General features: G+C 65.6%; 17 protein-coding genes and 1 tRNA gene. 13 read left to right on the plus strand and 5 right to left on the minus strand.

Annotated features, from left to right (window positions below):
- Window positions 1–113: 113 nt before the first annotated feature.
- On the minus strand, window positions 114–860 hold the full coding sequence (locus GO308_RS08680) for a Bax inhibitor-1/YccA family protein (RefSeq protein WP_066481885.1): 747 nt from the start codon (window positions 858–860) through the stop codon (window positions 114–116).
- A gap of 123 nt (window positions 861–983) precedes the next feature.
- Here GO308_RS08680 and thpR point away from each other — a divergent pair, with 123 nt between their 5' ends.
- The 3 genes from thpR to GO308_RS08695 all read left to right on the plus strand — a co-directional run bounded on the left by thpR (window position 984) and on the right by GO308_RS08695 (window position 4,062).
- On the plus strand, window positions 984–1,517 hold the full coding sequence (gene thpR, locus GO308_RS08685; protein WP_240885138.1) for an RNA 2',3'-cyclic phosphodiesterase: 534 nt from the start codon (window positions 984–986) through the stop codon (window positions 1,515–1,517).
- 947 nt (window positions 1,518–2,464) lie between these two features.
- A complete protein-coding gene (locus tag GO308_RS08690; RefSeq protein WP_066481894.1) occupies window positions 2,465–2,776 on the plus strand; it encodes a glycine zipper 2TM domain-containing protein in 312 nt (103 codons plus the stop codon).
- 95 nt (window positions 2,777–2,871) lie between these two features.
- Entirely contained in the window at window positions 2,872–4,062 is a 1,191-nt protein-coding gene (locus GO308_RS08695) for a glycosyltransferase (RefSeq protein ID WP_066673598.1), read from the plus strand.
- Between the two features lie 334 nt (window positions 4,063–4,396).
- On the opposite strand, the gene GO308_RS08700 is transcribed toward GO308_RS08695, so the two are convergent.
- The 4 genes from GO308_RS08700 to yajC are packed head-to-tail and all read right to left on the minus strand — an operon-like array spanning window position 4,397 to window position 7,692.
- Window positions 4,397–4,771 carry an MTH938/NDUFAF3 family protein gene (locus tag GO308_RS08700; RefSeq protein ID WP_066481879.1) on the minus strand — a complete coding sequence of 125 codons (375 nt, stop codon included), beginning with the start codon at window positions 4,769–4,771 and terminating at the stop codon, window positions 4,397–4,399.
- Window positions 4,771–5,739: a protein translocase subunit SecF gene (secF, locus tag GO308_RS08705; protein ID WP_066549309.1), complete on the minus strand. Its 969-nt coding sequence runs from the start codon at window positions 5,737–5,739 to the stop codon at window positions 4,771–4,773. The genes GO308_RS08700 and secF overlap by 1 nt, the downstream gene beginning before the upstream one ends.
- A 13-nt stretch (window positions 5,740–5,752) precedes the next feature.
- A complete protein-coding gene (gene secD, locus GO308_RS08710) occupies window positions 5,753–7,351 on the minus strand; it encodes a protein translocase subunit SecD (RefSeq protein WP_066481873.1) in 1,599 nt (532 codons plus the stop codon).
- Window positions 7,351–7,692 (minus strand): preprotein translocase subunit YajC, encoded by a 342-nt coding sequence (yajC, locus tag GO308_RS08715; protein WP_066481871.1) that lies wholly within the window; start codon window positions 7,690–7,692, stop codon window positions 7,351–7,353. Before yajC ends, secD begins: the two co-directional genes overlap by 1 nt.
- Window positions 7,693–7,868: 176 nt before the next feature.
- On the opposite strand from yajC, the gene GO308_RS08720 reads away from it, so the two are divergent.
- From GO308_RS08720 to GO308_RS08765, 10 genes are all read left to right on the plus strand, one after another.
- A tRNA-Pro gene (locus tag GO308_RS08720) sits at window positions 7,869–7,945 on the plus strand.
- Window positions 7,946–8,043: 98 nt separating this feature from the next.
- A complete protein-coding gene (locus tag GO308_RS08725) occupies window positions 8,044–9,570 on the plus strand; it encodes an acyl-CoA carboxylase subunit beta (RefSeq protein ID WP_240885139.1) in 1,527 nt (508 codons plus the stop codon).
- 412 nt (window positions 9,571–9,982) lie between these two features.
- A complete protein-coding gene (locus GO308_RS08730) occupies window positions 9,983–10,252 on the plus strand; it encodes a GIY-YIG nuclease family protein (protein ID WP_240885224.1) in 270 nt (89 codons plus the stop codon).
- A gap of 190 nt (window positions 10,253–10,442) precedes the next feature.
- Window positions 10,443–10,862, plus strand: a complete 420-nt coding sequence (gene mce, locus GO308_RS08735; RefSeq protein ID WP_240885140.1) for a methylmalonyl-CoA epimerase — start codon at window positions 10,443–10,445, stop codon at window positions 10,860–10,862.
- Between the two features lie 186 nt (window positions 10,863–11,048).
- Window positions 11,049–13,319, plus strand: coding sequence for a methylmalonyl-CoA mutase (gene scpA / locus GO308_RS08740; RefSeq protein ID WP_240885141.1), 2,271 nt, complete (start codon window positions 11,049–11,051; stop codon window positions 13,317–13,319).
- On the plus strand, window positions 13,316–13,729 hold the full coding sequence (locus GO308_RS08745; protein WP_240885142.1) for a hypothetical protein: 414 nt from the start codon (window positions 13,316–13,318) through the stop codon (window positions 13,727–13,729). The genes scpA and GO308_RS08745 overlap by 4 nt, the downstream gene beginning before the upstream one ends.
- A gap of 15 nt (window positions 13,730–13,744) precedes the next feature.
- Entirely contained in the window at window positions 13,745–14,743 is a 999-nt protein-coding gene (gene bioB / locus GO308_RS08750) for a biotin synthase BioB (RefSeq protein ID WP_240885143.1), read from the plus strand.
- Window positions 14,731–14,964 (plus strand): DUF4160 domain-containing protein, encoded by a 234-nt coding sequence (locus GO308_RS08755; RefSeq protein ID WP_066481859.1) that lies wholly within the window; start codon window positions 14,731–14,733, stop codon window positions 14,962–14,964. The genes bioB and GO308_RS08755 overlap by 13 nt, the downstream gene beginning before the upstream one ends.
- Entirely contained in the window at window positions 14,948–15,208 is a 261-nt protein-coding gene (locus GO308_RS08760; RefSeq protein ID WP_240885144.1) for a DUF2442 domain-containing protein, read from the plus strand. Before GO308_RS08755 ends, GO308_RS08760 begins: the two co-directional genes overlap by 17 nt.
- A 262-nt stretch (window positions 15,209–15,470) precedes the next feature.
- Window positions 15,471–17,627, plus strand: coding sequence for an acetyl/propionyl/methylcrotonyl-CoA carboxylase subunit alpha (locus tag GO308_RS08765; protein ID WP_240885145.1), 2,157 nt, complete (start codon window positions 15,471–15,473; stop codon window positions 17,625–17,627).
- Window positions 17,628–17,730 lie beyond the last annotated feature (103 nt).

Genomic DNA, 17,730 nt, shown 5'->3' on the forward strand with positions numbered 1-17,730 from the left:
TCCTCCATCTTCCATCCGCAACGCACCGTGGCCGCGCCCCGTTCCGGTCCAAGCAAAAAGGGCCCGGCGGTCGCCCGCCAGGCCCTTCGTCACTTTTGCGGTTCGCCCGGCGATCAGTCGCGGCTGGAGCCGAACAGGCGCAGGATGAACAGGAACATGTTGATGAAGTCGAGGTAGAGGTTCAGCGCGCCCATGATGGCCGCCTTGCCCTGCCACTCGGTTCCCGCCACCTGGAAGTAGATGCTCTTGATCTTCTGCGTGTCATAAGCGGTCAGGCCCGCGAAGATCAGCACGCCCGCGATCGAGATGATCAGGTTGAGCGGTCCCGACTGGACGAAGATGTTGATGATGCTCGCGACGATCAGGCCGACCAGGCCGACGATCAGGAAGGTGCCGAACGCCGACAGGTCCTTCTTGGTCGTGTAGCCCCACAGGCTGAGGCCCGCGAAACCGGCCGAGGTGGCGAAGAACGCGCTGGCGATCGAGCCGCCGGTGTAGCGCAGGAAGATCGTCGACAGCGACAGGCCCATCAGGACGGTGAACGCCCAGTAGAGCAGCTGCAGCGTGCCGGTCGACATGCGTCCCTGGCCGAAGCTCATCGCGAAGACGATAGCGAGCGGCGACAGCATGATGAGCCATGCGATCGGGCCGCCCGATGCAATCAACGTATAAGCCGGCGATTCGACACCGCCCCACGAAAACAGCAGCGCGACGATGCCGGTCAGCAGCACGCCCGACGTCATGTAGTTGTAGACCGAAAGCATGTAGGACCGCAGCCCCGCATCGTACACGCCCTCGCGCGTACCCGCGGCCGTCGCATAGGGGGCGGCGGTCGTCCGGGGATCAGACCAGTTTGCCATCTCAGAATAACTCCTTTGCCCGGCAACGATGCCGGTTACCGGAAATATCGCGCTTCGGTCCTTGCTTTTCAAGCAAAACCGGTTCGTCCTGCATCGGGATTGAGGGTTAACGGGGCTGCCGCCATGCACCGCCTTTTCGTCGGGCTGCGTCCGCCGCCCGCCATCCGCAACGCGCTGGGCGCCGTCATGCGCGGGGTCGAGCGCGCGCGCTGGCAGGATGACGGCCAGCTGCACCTGACGCTGCGCTATATCGGCGAGGTCGAGCGACCCGTCGCCGAAGATGTCGCCGAGGCGCTGTTGGGCATTGCTTTCGCCCCGATCACCGTGACGCTCGCCGGTGTCGGCCAGTTCACCACGCGCGGGCGCGTCAATTCGCTCTGGGCAGGCGTTAGTCCACACGACGCGCTGACCCGGCTGCACCTGAAGATCGATCGGGCGCTGGTGCGCATCGGCCTGCCGCCGGAGGGGCGCGCCTATCTGCCGCACATCACGCTCGCGCGGATGAGCGGCGGCGCCGGGCCGATCGACGGCTTCCTCGCGTGCAACGCCGCGCTCGCCAGCCCGCCCTTCACGCTCGACCATTTCCTGTTGTTTGAAAGCCATCTCGGCCGGGACGGCTCGCGTTACGAGGCGATCGCCCGTTATCCGCTCAAATAGCATGACATTACGCACGCGCGACGCGGGCTCTCCGATGCACAAGGCGTGTTTCGTATGCCGTGCATTCGTTGCGAACGGGTGGGACCCTCGCATGGATCGGTGGGAAAACGCGTGCTCACGCGGTCCGCACGTCACGCAAAAGGGGACCGGCGTTTCCGCCAGTCCCCCGGTCGCCGGACTTCGGTTCGCCCGAGTTTCCCGAAGGCACCCGCGCCAACCTGGTTTCGGCGGCAACGCCGTGTTCGTGCCGCGAGCGGCCCTTCGCACGACGCCCTGGTCGATCCGTCCGATGCCGGTCCGCCGAAACGGCCCCGCATCTTTCCTTTCGACCGACGACGGGGCCGCGCCGAAGCGCCTGTCCCGCCATCTGCGCTCCATCCACGGGTCCAGCTCGCGCCCTTCCCGCCGATTTCGCTCCCCGCCGCTGCTTTCGCGTCGGCGGGCTTGGTCCGCTCCGCTTGTCTTCCGATTATCGCGCCGTCGAAACGGCCCGACCCTTGGTTGATGCGCTTTCGTCCCGACCCGCTGCGCCGTCCGATCGTTGCCGATCATAAGCTCATCAGGCCTCGTAACCCTCTGATCTTTCCCCGGTTTCCCGCGTTCCGATCGCTCCGGCTACAGGCAAAGAGTGTCACCTTTGACGAGTCGCACCAAGGGCGAATCGGCTGCGAGAGCCTGTGACTAATGTGGATAACGGGGATAACCCGGCCGATTCCGGGCGTGGGGGAAATCGAGCGACGCGGGCACCCGATAGTCAGTCGGGAGGACGATGCCAAGTCCGCCCACGCGCCGCATCGCTGTCGTTTCATCTACTCAACGGGGCGGCTCATCGCGGCAGCGGCTATGCAAGTCCCCGCAGTCCGGGTTCCTGTCGTTTCGTTCATGCAACTCTTTTGCGAACGTCTACGTTCTGGTTCCGCAATTCAGGACAACAGATGGAGCAGACGATGCGTAAACTGATTCTCGGGGCGGCCGCGCTTGCGGTGGCGATGCCGGTGTCGATGGCCCTGCCGACCGACGATGTCCAGGCGCACCCGCGCAAGCGCTACGAGTATCGCGAATGGCGCGGCCGCGACGGTCGCCGCTATTGCCGCAAGCCTGACGGAACGACCGGTCTGGTGGTCGGCGGCGTCGCCGGCGCGCTCGTCGGCCGCACCATCGATACGCGTGGCGACCGCACCGTCGGGACCCTGCTGGGGGCTGCCGCGGGCGCGGTGGCCGGCCGCGAGATCGAGCGTAGCGGCAGTCGCTGCCGCTAACTTTCGACACGAAAGACAAATGAACGGGGTCGCGTCATCCGCGGCCCCGTTTACTTTGCGCGCAACGTTAACGCCCGGCGTGCTAGACGCCCCGCATGCTGCGTGTCCTGACGCTCTCGACGCTGTTTCCCGACGCCACGCGTCCCAATTTCGGGATCTTCGTCGAGCGCCAGACGCGCGCGCTGGCCGCGTTGCCCGATACCGAGGTGCGCGTCGTCGCGCCGGTCGGGATCCCGCCCTTCCCGCTCGATCGTGCGCGTCACTACCGGTCGCTGGCGACGCTGCCGCATCACGAGACGTGGCGCGGGCTCGACGTAGCGCGGCCGCGATTCCTGAATCTGCCCGCAACTGGGGGCCGCTTCCATGCCATGATGCTGAGCCGCGCGTTGCACCCGGCGCTGAAGCGGCTGCGGCGCGACTTCCCCTTCGATGTCATCGATGCGGAATTCTTCTTTCCCGATGGTCCGGCCGCCATATGGCTGGGGCGCAGGTTCGGCGTGCCGGTATCGATCAAGGCGCGGGGGGCGGACATCCATTTCTGGGGGCGGAACCGGACAACCGCCACCCAGGTGCGCGACGCCGGCAACGCCGCGCATAATCTGCTGGCGGTGTCCCAGGCGCTTGCCGACGACATGGCAGCCACCGGGATCACACGCCCTGTAAGCGTTCATCGCACCGGCATCGACCATGATCGCTTCCACCCGGCTGTTCCGGCGATCGCGCGCGCGGCGCTGGGGGTGACCGGCCCCCTGGTCGTCAGCGTCGGAGCGCTGGTTGCGCGCAAGGGCCACGACATCCTGGTCGACGCCGTCGCAAGCCTGCCGGGCGTATCGCTGCTGATTGCCGGCGAAGGCCCCGAACGTGCCAGCCTCGCCGCACAAATTCGCGCGCGCGGCGTCCCCGATCGCGTTCGCCTGCTCGGCGCGGTCGCGCATGACGGGCTGCCCGGCCTGTACGCTGCGGCGGACGTCATGGCGCTCGCGTCGGCGAGCGAGGGCCTGGCCAATGCCTGGGTCGAGGCGCTGGCCTGCGGGACCCCGATCGTCGTCACCGATGCCGGCGGTGCGCGCGAGCTGATCGACCGTCCCGCTGCCGGCCGCATCGTGCCGCGCACGCCCGCGGCCTTTGCGGCCGCGATCGCCGAATTGATTTCCGCGCCGCCGGGCCCGCGCGAAGTGGCCGAAACCGTCGGAGCCTATGATTGGCAAACCAATGCCACGTCGCTGCGAACGATGCTGGCTGCGTGTGTCGCCACTTCGATGAGTCCGCAAACGCGTGCAAAATGAAAGAGACGTTCGGGCGAAGCATAAGTTTTGAGCCGACCGGCGAATACTCCATTTTGGTTCAAATGTTTCGCCGAATTGGCTGGCAAAAGCGTATCGTATTAACGAAGTTGATTAATCCAGGATCGTATATTGTAACGATCGCTCCATTGGCGCTGCAGCATTTGATATGGAAGACGATCCGGTCCCGGTCTGGTCTCTGCGACGGCGGTTCTTCACGATCGTGCTGTGCGCCGTGCTCGCTTGGGTACCAATTCTCGTTCTGGCCTGGCTGATCCTCTGAGGCGGACCGGCTCGTAGGTTCGCCTGTCGTTGCAAATCGCTCGATCGCGCGCAATCAGCCCAACGGATAAAGTCCGGCCGCGATCCATCGTAATTCGGCGCGCAACACGCCCCAGGCGCGCGCCGCCGCCCGGCTGTCCATGAACTCCACCCCGACGCCGCGCGCGTCCAGCGCCGCGACCAGCGCCGCGGGCGGCCGCATCATGCGCGTGCCGGTACCGAGCAGGATGAATTCGGGCAACGGATCGAGCACGAGCAGCGGTGCCAGGTCGTCGATGGCGAGCGCGTCGACGGCGGGCGGCATCCATTGGTCGGCGCGCAGCGGCGTGATCGCAAGCGCGGGATAGATGCCGTCATCGACGCGGAAACCGCGTGCGCCCATCCCGGAAATCATCGGCCCCTGCGGCTTGCCCGCGCGGTCGAGCCGCATCAGGGCTGCTCGCGCACCACGCGTTCGGCGCCCTTGGCCGCGCCGGTCGCCTCCTTCGGCAGGAAGCTGTCGGGATTGAGCTTCAGCCAGATGAGGATCGCCGCCGACACGTAGACCGAAGAGAAGGTGCCGATCACGATGCCGAGCAGCATCGCGGCGGTGAAGCCGAAGATCACTTCCGGACCCAGCAGCAGGAGGATGGTCAACGTGATGCCCAGCGACAGGCTGGTAACGACCGTGCGCGACAGCGTTTCGTTGATCGACAGGTCGAGCAGCGCCACCATGTCCATCTTGCGGTACTTGCGCATATTCTCGCGGATGCGGTCATAGACGACGATCGTGTCGTTGAGCGAATAGCCGATGATCGTCAGGATTGCGGCGACGATGTTGAGGTCGAACTCGAGCTGGGTCAGCGCAAAGAAGCCGAGCGTCAGCACGACGTCGTGGAACAGCGCGAACAGCGCGCCGATCCCGAACTGCCATTCGAAGCGGAACCAGATGTAGAGCGAAATGCCCAGCATCGCGAGCGCAAGGCTGATCGCGCCGACGCGGAACAGCTCCTGGCTGACCTTGCCCGACACGCTTTCGACGCCGCTGATCCGCGCGCCGGGATAGTCTTTCGTGATCGCCGCACGCAGCTTGGCGACGGCCTGGTCGGCGGCCTCGTCGCCGCCATCGGGCAAGGGGGTGCGAATGCCGACTTCGTTGGGACTGCCGAACTGCTGGATCGTCGCCTCGCCGATTCCGAGCGCGTCGACGCGCGCGCGCAGCTGCTCGGTCGCTACCGGCTGGGGGAAGGTGACACGCAGCGACTGGCCGCCGATGAAGTCGATGCCGAGATTGAAGCCCTTGACCGCGCACAGGGCGATCGACGCCGCCAGCAGCAGCAACGAGATCAACATGGCGACGTTGCGCCATTTCAGGAACGAAATGTTGGTGCTGTCGGGGACGAGCTTCAACGGGCGCATGGGCGGCGGGCCTTCAAATGTTCAGGGTCTTCGGGCGGTTGCGCTTCAGCCAGTCGGCGACGAGCAGCCGGGTGAAGGTGACGCCGGTGAAGACCGAGGTGACGATGCCGATCGCCAGCACGACCGCGAAGCCGCGGATCGGGCCGGAGCCGAAGAAGAACATGATCGCCGCCGAGATCACGTTGGTGATATTGGCGTCGAAAATCGCGGTCGAGGCTTCCTTGTAGCCGAACTCGACCGCCTGGATGGTGCCACGCGGTCGCCGCACCTCTTCGCGGATGCGTTCGTTGATCAGCACGTTGGCGTCGACCGCCGCGCCGATCGTCAGCACGAAGCCGGCAATGCCGGGAAGCGTCAGCGTCGCGTTCAGCAGCGCCATGATGCCCAGGATCATGATCGCGTTCACCAGCAGCGCGAGCGTCGTGTAAACGCCGAAGCGGACATAGGTGACGACCATGAAGATCATCAGCGCGACGCTGGCGACGACGCCCGCGATCACGCCCGAGCGGATCGAGTCCGCGCCGAGCTCGGCGGAAACGGAGCTTTCCTGAACCACCTTGAGGTCAACGGGCAGCTTGCCCGAACGCAGCGCGATTGCGAGCTCGTTGGCGCTTTCGACGGTGAAGCCGCCCTGAATCGTCGCGCGGCCGCCCAGGATCGGCTCGTTGATGTTCGGCGCGGAAATGACCTGATTGTCGACGATGATCGCGAACGGGCGATTGACGTTCTCGCGCGTGACCCGGGCAAAGCGATTGCCACCGGCAGCATCAAATGTGATCGCCACGATCGGCGATCCGTTCTGGGGATCGAATTCCTGACGCGCATCGACGATCTGGTCGCCGGAAATCAGCGTCTGGCGCTTGACCGCGATCGGCGCCGCGCCCTCGGCATAGAGCAGGATCTCGCTGCCGATCGGCGCCTGGCCGCGCGCGATCTGACCGGGATCGGCATTGACGTCGACCAGCTTGAAATCGAGCCGCGCGGTCTTGCCCAGCAGCGCCTTCAGCGCCTCGGGATCCTGGAGGCCGGGTACCTGCACGACGATGCGGTTGCTGCCCTGGCGCACGATCGTCGGTTCGCGCGTGCCGAGTTCGTCGATGCGGCGGCGCACGACCTCGGTCGCGTCCGCCATCGCGCGGTCGATCGCCTGGTCAAGGCCAGCCTGCGTCTGGGTCAGTACGAAGCGGCTCTGGTCGACCACCTCGATATTCCATTCGCGCTGGCCGGTCAGGCCCGCGCCGCTGCCGGTGATGCCCAGCAACCGTTCGCGCGCCGCGTCGACCTGCGACGGATCGCGCAGCATGAAGCTCAGCCGGTTGTCGCGCGTCGAAATGTCGCCGATCGAGATGCGCGGGTTCTGGCGACGCATCTCGGTCGCCACCTGTTCGCGCAGCGATTCCAGCCGCGTGGTCGCGACCTGATCGGTATCGGCTTCGAGCAGGATATAGCTGCCGCCCGCCAGGTCGAGCCCGAGGTTGATCGTCGGCTTGGGCAGCCAGGCGGGAAGCTGGCCGCGGACCCGTTCCGGCAGCATGCTCGGAATGGCGAGCAGCAGGCAGACGGCGATCGTCGCCCAGACCGCCCAGATTTTCCAGCGGGGAAAGTCGAGCATCAGTCGTTCGCAGGCTTGCCGCCGCCGACCGGCGTCACTTCGGCGAGCGTCATCTTGACCACCTTGACCCGCGTATTGGGCGCGATCTCGACCTCGACAAAGCTATCCTCGACCTTGGTCACCTTGCCGACCAGCCCGCCGGCGGTCACGACCTGGTCGTTCTTCTTGACCGCGGCGATCGACGCCTGAAGCTGCTTCACCCGGCGCTGCTGCGGCCGGATCATCAGGAAATAGAATGCGACGAAGATCAGGATCAGCGGCGCGATCTGCAGGATGCCGCCCAGCGGGCCGGCCGGGCCGGCGGCTGCGGCGGATTGAGCGAAAGCAGGCGTTACGAACATGGGTTGCCAAAATCCGGATGGAGCGGAGGCGCGGTCGTCGCCTCCATCAAGCGGCGCGCGCTACCACCTCGCCGCCGCCTGCGCAACCATCGCGGCCCGTCGCCGCGCCCGCGAACCGCGCGGCCGGTTTCCGGCTTGCCAGCCCGCCGCCATCGGCGTAATGGCGCCGGCTCGGTCGGGACGTAGCGCAGCCTGGTAGCGCATCACACTGGGGGTGTGGGGGTCGCAGGTTCGAATCCTGTCGTCCCGACCAATCATATCCTGCCCTGCGCGACATGCGCGGTCACATTCGCGCTTGCATCCGCGCCGGGTCGCTGGAACTAAGCGCCGCAAAATGTGGAGGGATGCCCTTTGTCATCGACCATCGCCGAATTGGAGCGTCGCCGCGCCGCCGCGCGGCTGGGGGGCGGCCAGAAGCGCATCGACGCCCAGCACGCCAAGGGCAAGCTGACCGCGCGCGAACGGCTCGACGTGCTGCTCGATCCCGGCAGCTTCGAGGAACTCGACATGTATGTCGAGCATAACTGCACCGATTTCGGCATGCAGGATCAGGTCATCCCCGGCGACGGTGTGGTCACCGGATCGGGCACGATCAACGGGCGCCTTGTCTTCGTGTTCAGCCAGGACTTTACCGTGTTCGGCGGCTCGCTGTCCGAACGCCATGCGCAGAAGATCTGCAAGATCATGGACATGGCGATGAAGGTCGGCGCGCCGGTCATCGGCCTCAATGATTCGGGCGGCGCGCGCATCCAGGAGGGTGTGGCGAGCCTGGGCGGCTATGCCGAGGTGTTCCAGCGCAACGTGCTGGCCAGCGGCGTCGTGCCGCAACTCAGCCTCATCATGGGGCCGTGCGCGGGCGGCGCGGTCTATTCGCCGGCCATGACCGACTTCATCTTCATGGTGAAGGATTCGTCCTACATGTTCGTCACCGGCCCCGATGTCGTAAAGACCGTCACCAACGAAGTGGTGACCCAGGAGGAACTGGGCGGCGCGGTCACCCACACCACCAAATCGTCGGTCGCCGACCTCGCTTTCGACAACGACATCGAGGCGCTGCTGGCCGCGCGCGACTTTTTCGATTTTCTGCCGTCGTCGAACCGCGAGGACGTGCCCGAGCGGCCATGCGACGACCCGTGGGATCGTATCGAGGATAGCCTGGACACGCTGATCCCACCCAGCGCCAACCAGCCCTATGACATGCACGAACTGATCGCCAAGACGGTCGACGAAGGCGATTTCTTCGAGCTGCAGCCCGCCCACGCCGGCAACATCATCATCGGCTTCGGCCGGATCGAGGGGCGGACGGTGGGCATCGTCGCCAACCAGCCGATGGTGCTGGCCGGCGTGCTCGACATCAATTCATCCAAAAAAGCCGCGCGCTTCGTGCGCTTCTGCGATGCGTTCGACATTCCGATCGTGACCTTCGTCGACGTCCCCGGCTTCCTGCCCGGCGTGGGGCAGGAGCATTCGGGCATCATCAAGCATGGTGCCAAGCTCTTGTTCGCCTATGCCGAAGCGACGGTGCCCAAGATCACCGTCATCACCCGCAAAGCCTATGGCGGCGCCTACGATGTGATGGCGTCGAAGCACCTGCGCGGTGATTTGAACTATGCCTGGCCCACCGCCGAGATCGCGGTGATGGGCGCGAAGGGCGCGGTCGAGATCATCTTCCGCGGCCGCACGCCGGAAGAGATTGCCGAGCGGACCGCGGAATATGAAGCGCGGTTTGCCAACCCGTTCGTCGCGGCGAGCAAGGGGTTTGTGGACGAAGTGATCATGCCGCACTCGACCCGGCGGCGCATCGCGCTGGGGCTACGCAAGCTGCGAGGGAAGCAGTTGGAGAACCCGTGGAAGAAGCATGATAACATTCCGCTGTGAGCACCGCGCAGGTCTATTCCTTGGTTTGTGTTCTCGCTGCCAGCTTTCTGATCTGGAACGGCACCCAGGCAATTATCAGTGACCATGTCCACACGCAGCGTGGACGCGTTCAGCGACAGAATGCGAGCCTCGCGTTTTGGCTGATGACTGGTTTTAACTTGGTTAGTGGTTGCTTTCTTCTTTGGGCAGCTTGGTTCGCTACTTATGCATGGTGACATTGATGCTATTTTCGGCTGCCTCAAGCATAGCGATGCCGCCACTCCTCCCAATTCGTCATTGCGAGCGCAGCGAAGCAATCCAGCGGGGCCGCGCGCGGTGAGCGCGGGTCTGGATTGCCACGGTGCCTTTGGCACCTCGCAATGACGATGGGGGTGGTAGCTTGAGGGACTATTTCCAGCCTGCCGTCTACCTGATGGCCAACAAACGTAACGGTAAGCTTTACGCCGGCGTCACCTCCAACCTGCCCCAGCGGGTCTGGCAGCATCGCGAGGGTGTCGCGGATGGTTTCACCAAGCGTTACGGTTGCAAGATGCTGGTCTGGTATCAGTTGGCCGACACGATGGAGGCGGCAATCGCCCGCGAAAAGCAGATCAAGGGCGGATCGAGGGCGAAGAAGCTGGCGCTGATCGAGGGAATGAACCCGGACTGGGACGATCTGTATGGGCAGATTGTGCATGGCTAGGGTAGCGTTGCCGCAACTCGTCATTGCGAGCGCAGCGAAGCAATCCATTCCCACGCTTCGGCCCCACGGCGCGGCTCGATTGCTTCGCTGCGCTCGCAATGACGAAGAAGGGAAGCTGAAAGAGAGGAAGGGCGATGGCCAAGCTGACCGTTCGAATGAGCTTCACCGTTCCTGCGGAGACGAGGGCCCGATGATCCTCGGCCGCCTCAACCACATCGGCGTCGCAACGCCCTCCATCGCCGACAGCATCGCGTTCTACCGCGACGTGATGGGCGCGACGCGCATTCACGCCCGCTTCGACTTGCCCGCTCAGGGGGTGAAGGTGTGTTTTGTCGACACCCCCAACACCCAGATCGAGCTGATCGAGCCACTGGGTGCGAACTCGCCGATCCATGGCTTTCTCGCCAAGAACCCGGCCGGGGGGCAGCATCATCTGTGCTATGAAGTGCCCGACATTCACGAAGCCAAGGCGTGGTTCGAGGGCAAGGGCGCGCGCGTGCTGGGCGAGCCGCGGATCGGGGCGCATGGCACGCTTATTTTCTTCGTGCACCCCAGGGACATGGGCGGCGTGCTGACCGAGATCATGGAGACGCCGAAGGATGCGCATTGAGACGACCACCACCCTCCCCCCCACGGGGGGAGGATACGCAGCCTTGCCCCAGCGAAGGCTGGGGCTAGGCGGAGTTGGAGAGGGGGATGGGCGGCTGCCAGCGTCGCACACCCCTCTCCCAGCTTCGACTAGGCGGCAGAGCCGCCAAGTCTGCGCAACCCTCTCCTCTCGGGGGAGAGGGCTGAGATGACCGACTGCCCGACCCCCGCCGACTGGGCGGCGCTCGCCGCGAAGGAAGTGAAGGGCCGCGACCTGACCTGGCACACGCCGGAGGGGATTGCGGTCAAGCCGCTCTACACCGCCGAGGACGTGGCCGGGATCGACCCCGGCCTGCCCGGCTTCGCGCCTTATACGCGCGGCGTGAAGGCAACGATGTACGCCGGCCGCCCCTGGACGATCCGGCAATATGCGGGCTTTTCGACCGCTGAGGAATCCAACGCCTTCTATCGCCGCAACCTGGCCGCCGGGCAGAAGGGGCTGAGCGTTGCCTTCGACCTTGCCACCCATCGCGGCTATGACAGCGATCATCCCCGCGTCACCGGCGATGTCGGCAAGGCGGGCGTAGCGATCGACACGGTCGAGGACATGAAGATCCTGTTCGACGGCATTCCGCTCGACCAGATGTCGGTCAGCATGACGATGAACGGCGCGGTGATCCCCGTCCTCGCTTTCTTCATCGTCGCGGCGCAAGAACAGGGCGTCGATCAGGCGCTGCTGGAAGGGACCATCCAGAACGACATCCTCAAGGAGTTCATGGTCCGCAACACCTATATCTACCCGCCCGAGCCATCGATGCGGATCATCGCGGACATCTTTGCCTATACCTCGGCCAACATGCCGAAATTCAACTCGATCTCGATCAGCGGCTATCACATGCATGAGGCCGGGGCGACGCAGGTGCAGGAGCTGGCCTTCACCATCGCCGACGGGATCGAATATGTCCGGCGCGGGGTGGAAAGCGGACTCGATATCGACAAGTTCGCCGGCCGCCTGTCGTTCTTCTTCGCGATCGGCATGAACTTTTTCATGGAAGTCGCCAAGCTGCGTGCCGCCCGCCTCCTGTGGCACCGGGCGATGACGATGCTGGGGGCACAGGACGAGCGGTCGAAGGTGCTCCGCACCCATTGCCAGACATCGGGCGTCTCGCTGACCGAGCAGGACCCCTACAACAACGTCATCCGCACCACCGTGGAGGCGATGGCGGCGATGCTGGGCGGCACCCAGTCGCTCCACACCAACGCGCTCGACGAGGCGATCGCGCTGCCCACCGATTTCTCCGCCCGCATCGCCCGCAACACCCAGATCGTGTTGCAGGAAGAAACGGGGATGACCCGTGTCGTCGATCCGCTGGGCGGCAGTTACTATCTCGAGGCGCTGACCAAGGAGTTGGCCGACAAGGCGTGGGAGATCGTCGAGCGGGTCGAGGCCGAAGGCGGCATGGCGAAGGCGGTCGCCGCCGGCTGGCCCAAGGCAATGATCGAGGAAGCCGCCGCCGCGCGTCAGGCCCGCGTCGACCGGGCGGAGGACGTGATCGTCGGCGTCAACAAATACCGGCTGGCGAACGAGGACCTGCTGGAGACGCTGGAAGTCGACAATGCCGCGGTGCGCGAATCGCAGATTGCGCGGATCAACGCGGTGAAGGCGAGGCGCGACGAAGCTGCTGTGCAGGCTGCGCTGGAGGCGTTGCGGGAAGCGGCGAAAGCTCCTCCCCGAGCTCGCCTCGGGGAGGGGGACCATCGCGAAGCGATGGTGGAGGGGCAATTGCCGGCCCAGACCCCTCCACCACCGCCGTTGGCGGCGGTCCCCCTCCCCGAGCAAGCTCGGGGAGGAACTGAAACCAACCTCCTGGCCCTCGCCGTCACCGCGGCGCGCGCCCGCGCCACGCTGGGGGAAATTTCCGCTGCGATGGAGGACGTGTTCGGCCGTCACGCCACCGTCCCCACCCCGGTCAGGGGCGTCTATGCCGCTCCCTATGCCGAGGATGACCGCTGGGCACAGGTCACCGCCGGCGTCGACGCGGTCGCCCGCCGGCTGGGTCGGAAACCCAAACTCCTCGTCGCGAAAATGGGCCAGGACGGGCATGATCGCGGTGCCAATGTCATCGCCAGCGCCTTTGCCGACATGGGCTTCGACGTGGTGAGCAGCCCATTGTTCCAGACGCCGGAGGAGACCGTCGTGCTGGCGCTGGACTCCGGCGCGGACATTGTCGGCGCGTCGTCGCTGGCGGCGGGGCACAAGACGCTGATCCCGGCGCTGATCGCCGGGCTGCGTGCCGCCGGCCGTCCGGACATCAAGGTGATCGCGGGCGGCGTGATCCCGCCCCAGGATTATGATGTCCTGCGCGATGCGGGCGTTCAGGGCATCTACGGGCCCGGATCGAACGTGGTCGAATGCGCCGCCGACGTGCTGCGCCTGCTGGGCCACAACATGCCGCCGGCGGGGGAGGATGCGCGGTGACGGCGACGGCGATCCTGCTCGGCAAGGCGGGGTTCGTGCTGTTCTCGCTCGGGCTGCTCATCGGGATCGCCATCCCTAAGCTGCGCAACCCGCGCATGGGCCTGTCCGCGCACCTGACCGCTGTGCAGACCGGGCCGGCACTGATCGCGCTTGCGCTGTTCTGGCCCTATCTGACCGTGCCGGAGGCGTGGGCAGCCGGGGTGATCCACGCGCTGTGGCTGTCTTCCTACCTGCTGGTCGCAGGCATCTTGCTCGCCGCGCTGGTCGGGGCGAGCCGGAGCTTGCCGATCGCCGGCCAGGGCCATAGGGCGAGCCAGACCATGGAAACCGTCGTCACCGTGCTGGTCAAAGGCAGTTCGCTGGTGATGGCGGTCGCCGCGGTCGCCATTTGCTTTTTCGCACTGACCTGATCGATGGAAATACCCGTGACCGCCGAATCCCGCACCGATTGGACGCGCGACGAAATCGCCGCGCTGTTCGACCTGCCCTTCACCGAACTGGTGTTCCGCGCCGCTGAAGTCCACCGCGCGCATCATGATCCGGTCGCGGTGCAGCGATCGACGTTGCTCAGCATCAAGACCGGCGGCTGCCCTGAGGATTGCGGCTATTGCTCGCAATCGGTCCATGCCGAGACGGGGCTCAAGGCGACCCGGCTGATGGACGTGCGTGCGGTGCTGCAATCCGCCGCCCAGGCGAAGGACAATGGCTCGACGCGCTTCTGTATGGGGGCGGCGTGGCGCAACCCCAAGGACCGCGACATGCCCGCGATCGTCGAGATGGTGAAGGGCGTGCGACAGATGGGCATGGAGACCTGCATGACCCTGGGGATGCTGACCCCGGGGCAGGCGGCGATGCTCGCCGACGCGGGCCTCGATTACTACAACCACAATATTGACACCTCGCCCGAGCGCTATGGCGACGTCATCACCACGCGGACCTTCGCGGACCGGCTGGAGACGCTGGATCATGTCCGCTCCGCCGGCATCAATGTGTGCAGCGGCGGCATCGTCGGCATGGGCGAGACGCGCGAGGACCGGGTCGGGTTCATCCATGCGCTCGCCACCCTGCCCCAGCATCCCGAAAGCGTGCCGGTCAACGCGCTGGTGCCGGTAAAGGGCACAGTGCTGGGCGACATGCTGGCCGACACGCCGCTCGCCAAGATCGACGATATCGAGTTCGTCCGCACCGTCGCGGTCGCCCGCATCACCATGCCGGAAAGCATGGTGCGGCTGAGCGCAGGCCGCGAGAGCATGAGCGAGGCGACGCAGGCGCTATGTTTCCTGGCGGGAGCGAACAGCATCTTCACCGGCGACAAGCTGCTGACCGCCGGCAATGCGGGGGATGACGCGGACGCCGCGCTGTTCGAGCGGCTGGGGGTGAAGGCGATGGCGTTGGACAGCGAAGGCGCGCAATGCCCACCGTAAAGCGGATCGGCGCGTTCAGGTTTTACTTCTACAGCCACGAGCCGAACGAGCCGCCGCGCATTCACGTCGATCGAGGTGATGCGACCATGAAGGTCTGGCTGCAAACGATCGAAGTGGCGAAAAGTCGAGGCTTTCGAGCGCATGAGATCAGTGGCATTGTCGAGATGGTCGACGCCCATCGCGCGGAGTTTCTGGAGGCATGGCATGAACATTTCGGCTAAGCTCACCGACGAGCGCGTGCTGGACGTCCGTTGCGACGAGCACAGCTTGATCGTCGACCTGATGGACGGCCGCACGATCTCTGCGCCCCTGGCCTGGTATCCGCGCCTCCTGCACGCCACGCCACAGCAACGCGCGAACTGGGAGCGGGCCGGGGCAGGCTATGGCATCCACTGGCCGGAAATCGACGAAGATTTGAGCACCGACGGGCTACTGCGCGGTGCGCGGGCACCGAATGCGGCGTAATGGGCAACTGTCGATGATCTCCGCGCCCCTCTTTGTCACAAAGAATGGGGATCGCAGGCTTTGGGGAACGTTCAGGTTCGATCAGCTGCCTGCTCCTGGTGACCGAATTAGTATCACAGATCATAACGAGCGACTGCAACGGCTGACTGTTCTGTATGTGAATCACGAACCTTTACGCGATGATCAACCTAATGATCCCGATCGGTGCACATCCTGGATAAACGCGGAATGGGTCGATGAATTTTATTGATTTGGAACTCTGATGTTCAAGAAAATCCTCGTCGCCAATCGCGGCGAAATCGCGTGTCGCGTGTTCCGCACTGCCAAGCGCATGGGGCTGGCGACAGTGGCGGTCTATTCGGATGCCGATGCGCGCAGCCCCCATGTCCTGATGGCGGATGAGGCGGTGCGGCTGGGGCCGGCGCCGGCGGCGGAGAGCTATCTGCGCGCCGACCTGATCCTGGAAGCGGCGAAGGCGACGGGCGCGGATTGCATCCACCCCGGCTATGGCTTCCTGTCGGAGCGCGAGAGTTTCGCAAAGGCGTGCGCGGAGGCGGGAATCGCGTTCGTCGGTCCACCGCCGGGCGCCATCGCGGCGATGGGCGACAAGATCGAATCGAAGAAGCTCGCCAAGGCGGCGGGCGTCAATGTCGTCCCCGGCTATCTGGGCGAGATCGCCGATACCGACGAGGCGGTGCGGATCGCCAGCGACATCGGCTTTCCGGTGATGATGAAGGCGTCGGCGGGCGGCGGCGGCAAGGGGATGCGGCTCGCCTGGTCCGAACAGGATGTCCGCGAAGGGTTCGAGGCGACCAAGCGCGAGGGGCTGGCGAGCTTCGGCGACGATCGCGTGTTCATCGAAAAGTTCATCGAAAGCCCGCGCCACATCGAGATTCAGGTGCTGGGCGACCAGCACGGCAACATCGTCTATCTGGGCGAGCGCGAATGTTCGATCCAGCGCCGCCACCAGAAGGTGGTGGAGGAAGCCCCCTCCCCCTTCGTCACGCCCGCGATGCGGCGCGCGATGGGCGAGCAGGCGGTCGCGCTGGCTCGCGCGGTCGGCTATTTCAGCGCAGGGACGGTCGAGCTGATCGTCAGCGGCGCGGACCCAACCGGCGAGAGCTTCTACTTCCTGGAGATGAACACGCGGCTGCAGGTCGAGCATCCGGTGACCGAGGCGGTGACGGGCATCGACCTGGTCGAGCAGATGATCCGCGTGGCGGCGGGCGAACCGCTGGGCTTCGGGCAGGGCGACATTCGCCTCGACGGCTGGGCGATCGAGAACCGTGTCTATGCCGAGGACCCCTATCGCGGCTTTCTGCCGAGTACCGGCCGGCTTGTGCGCTATGCGCCGCCGCCGGCGGAGGAGACGCCATATGTGACCTGGTCGTCCCCGCTCGCGAGCGAGAGAGATGCGCATAGCGAGGGCGAACGGATCTCGACTTCGCTGGATACGAACGGAATCACGCTCGATACGAACGGAGCGAATGCCGCTCCACCGCCGTTCGCTTCGAGCGAAGTCGAGAAGCGCGATGCAGCCTATATCCGCGTCGACGATGGCGTCACCGAAGGCGGCGAGGTCAGCATCTTCTATGACCCGATGATCGCCAAGCTGATCACCTGGGCGCCGACTCGCGATGAAGCCGCCGACCTGCAGGTGCAGGCGCTCGACCGCTTCGTGGTCGAGGGCGTCGGCAACAATGTCGATTTCCTGTCGGCGCTGATGCAGCATCCCCGCTTCCGTTCGGGCAATCTCACCACCGGCTTCATCGCCGAGGAATATCCCGACGGATTCCATGGCGCGGCGATGGCCGAGGATCTGCCCGCGCAGCTGGCGGCGGTGGCGGCGGCGCTGACCCGTGCCGACCGCCTGCGTGCCGGGGCGATCAGCGGGCGGCTGAATGGCGCGCCCGACCCCGGCGTTGCGTGGACCGTGACGCGCGACGGCACGACGTACGAGGTCGCGCTGACCGAAGGCGGCGCAATCGTCGACGGCGTGGCAATGACGCTCGAACTGCACCATGGCCCCGGCATGCGGATGGCCGAAGCGGTCATCGACTGCGCGCCGCTGGCGCTGCGCGTCGAAAGGCGTCGCGGCGGCGGCTGGGTGCTGCAGACACGCGGCGCCCGCCATGTGGTGCGCGCCGAACGCCCGGAAGTGGCGGCGCTGGCCCGTCACATGATCGAGAAGCTGCCGCCCGACACGAGCAAGTTCCTGCTGTGCCCGATGCCGGGACTGCTCACCCGGCTGCACGTCGCGCCGGGCGACCGGGTCGAGGCGGGACAGCCGCTGGCGGTGGTGGAAGCCATGAAGATGGAGAATATCCTGCGCGCCGAGCGTGCCGGGGTGGTCAAGGCCGCCAACGCCGTACCGGGCGACAGCCTGATGGTCGACGCCGCGATCCTCGAGTTCGAATAGATCACGATCAGGATGGGCTCGCCTCTTGAGCCCCTCCCCTTCACGGGAGGGGTAGGGGGTGCGGCCTGTCCGTTCGGATCGGCAAATAGACAGTCCCCACCCC

Origin of the sequence: Sphingomonas sp. SFZ2018-12, from assembly GCF_022496715.1 — a bacterium.
GTDB lineage: Bacteria > Pseudomonadota > Alphaproteobacteria > Sphingomonadales > Sphingomonadaceae > Sphingomonas.

Excerpts from the sequence above, each read along its gene's own strand:
- GO308_RS08680 (WP_066481885.1), bottom strand. The coding sequence starts at position 860 with ATGGCAAACTGGTCTGATCCCCGGACGACCGCCGCCCCCTATGCGACG.
- thpR (WP_240885138.1), top strand. The coding sequence starts at position 984 with ATGCACCGCCTTTTCGTCGGGCTGCGTCCGCCGCCCGCCATCCGCAAC.
- GO308_RS08690 (WP_066481894.1), top strand. The coding sequence starts at position 2,465 with ATGCGTAAACTGATTCTCGGGGCGGCCGCGCTTGCGGTGGCGATGCCG.
- GO308_RS08695 (WP_066673598.1), top strand. The coding sequence starts at position 2,872 with ATGCTGCGTGTCCTGACGCTCTCGACGCTGTTTCCCGACGCCACGCGT.
- GO308_RS08700 (WP_066481879.1), bottom strand. The coding sequence starts at position 4,771 with ATGCGGCTCGACCGCGCGGGCAAGCCGCAGGGGCCGATGATTTCCGGG.
- secF (WP_066549309.1), bottom strand. The coding sequence starts at position 5,739 with ATGCGCCCGTTGAAGCTCGTCCCCGACAGCACCAACATTTCGTTCCTG.
- secD (WP_066481873.1), bottom strand. The coding sequence starts at position 7,351 with ATGCTCGACTTTCCCCGCTGGAAAATCTGGGCGGTCTGGGCGACGATC.
- yajC (WP_066481871.1), bottom strand. The coding sequence starts at position 7,692 with ATGTTCGTAACGCCTGCTTTCGCTCAATCCGCCGCAGCCGCCGGCCCG.
- GO308_RS08730 (WP_240885224.1), top strand. The coding sequence starts at position 9,983 with ATGGCCAACAAACGTAACGGTAAGCTTTACGCCGGCGTCACCTCCAAC.
- mce (WP_240885140.1), top strand. The coding sequence starts at position 10,443 with ATGATCCTCGGCCGCCTCAACCACATCGGCGTCGCAACGCCCTCCATC.
- scpA (WP_240885141.1), top strand. The coding sequence starts at position 11,049 with ATGACCGACTGCCCGACCCCCGCCGACTGGGCGGCGCTCGCCGCGAAG.
- GO308_RS08755 (WP_066481859.1), top strand. The coding sequence starts at position 14,731 with ATGCCCACCGTAAAGCGGATCGGCGCGTTCAGGTTTTACTTCTACAGC.
- GO308_RS08760 (WP_240885144.1), top strand. The coding sequence starts at position 14,948 with ATGAACATTTCGGCTAAGCTCACCGACGAGCGCGTGCTGGACGTCCGT.
- GO308_RS08765 (WP_240885145.1), top strand. The coding sequence starts at position 15,471 with ATGTTCAAGAAAATCCTCGTCGCCAATCGCGGCGAAATCGCGTGTCGC.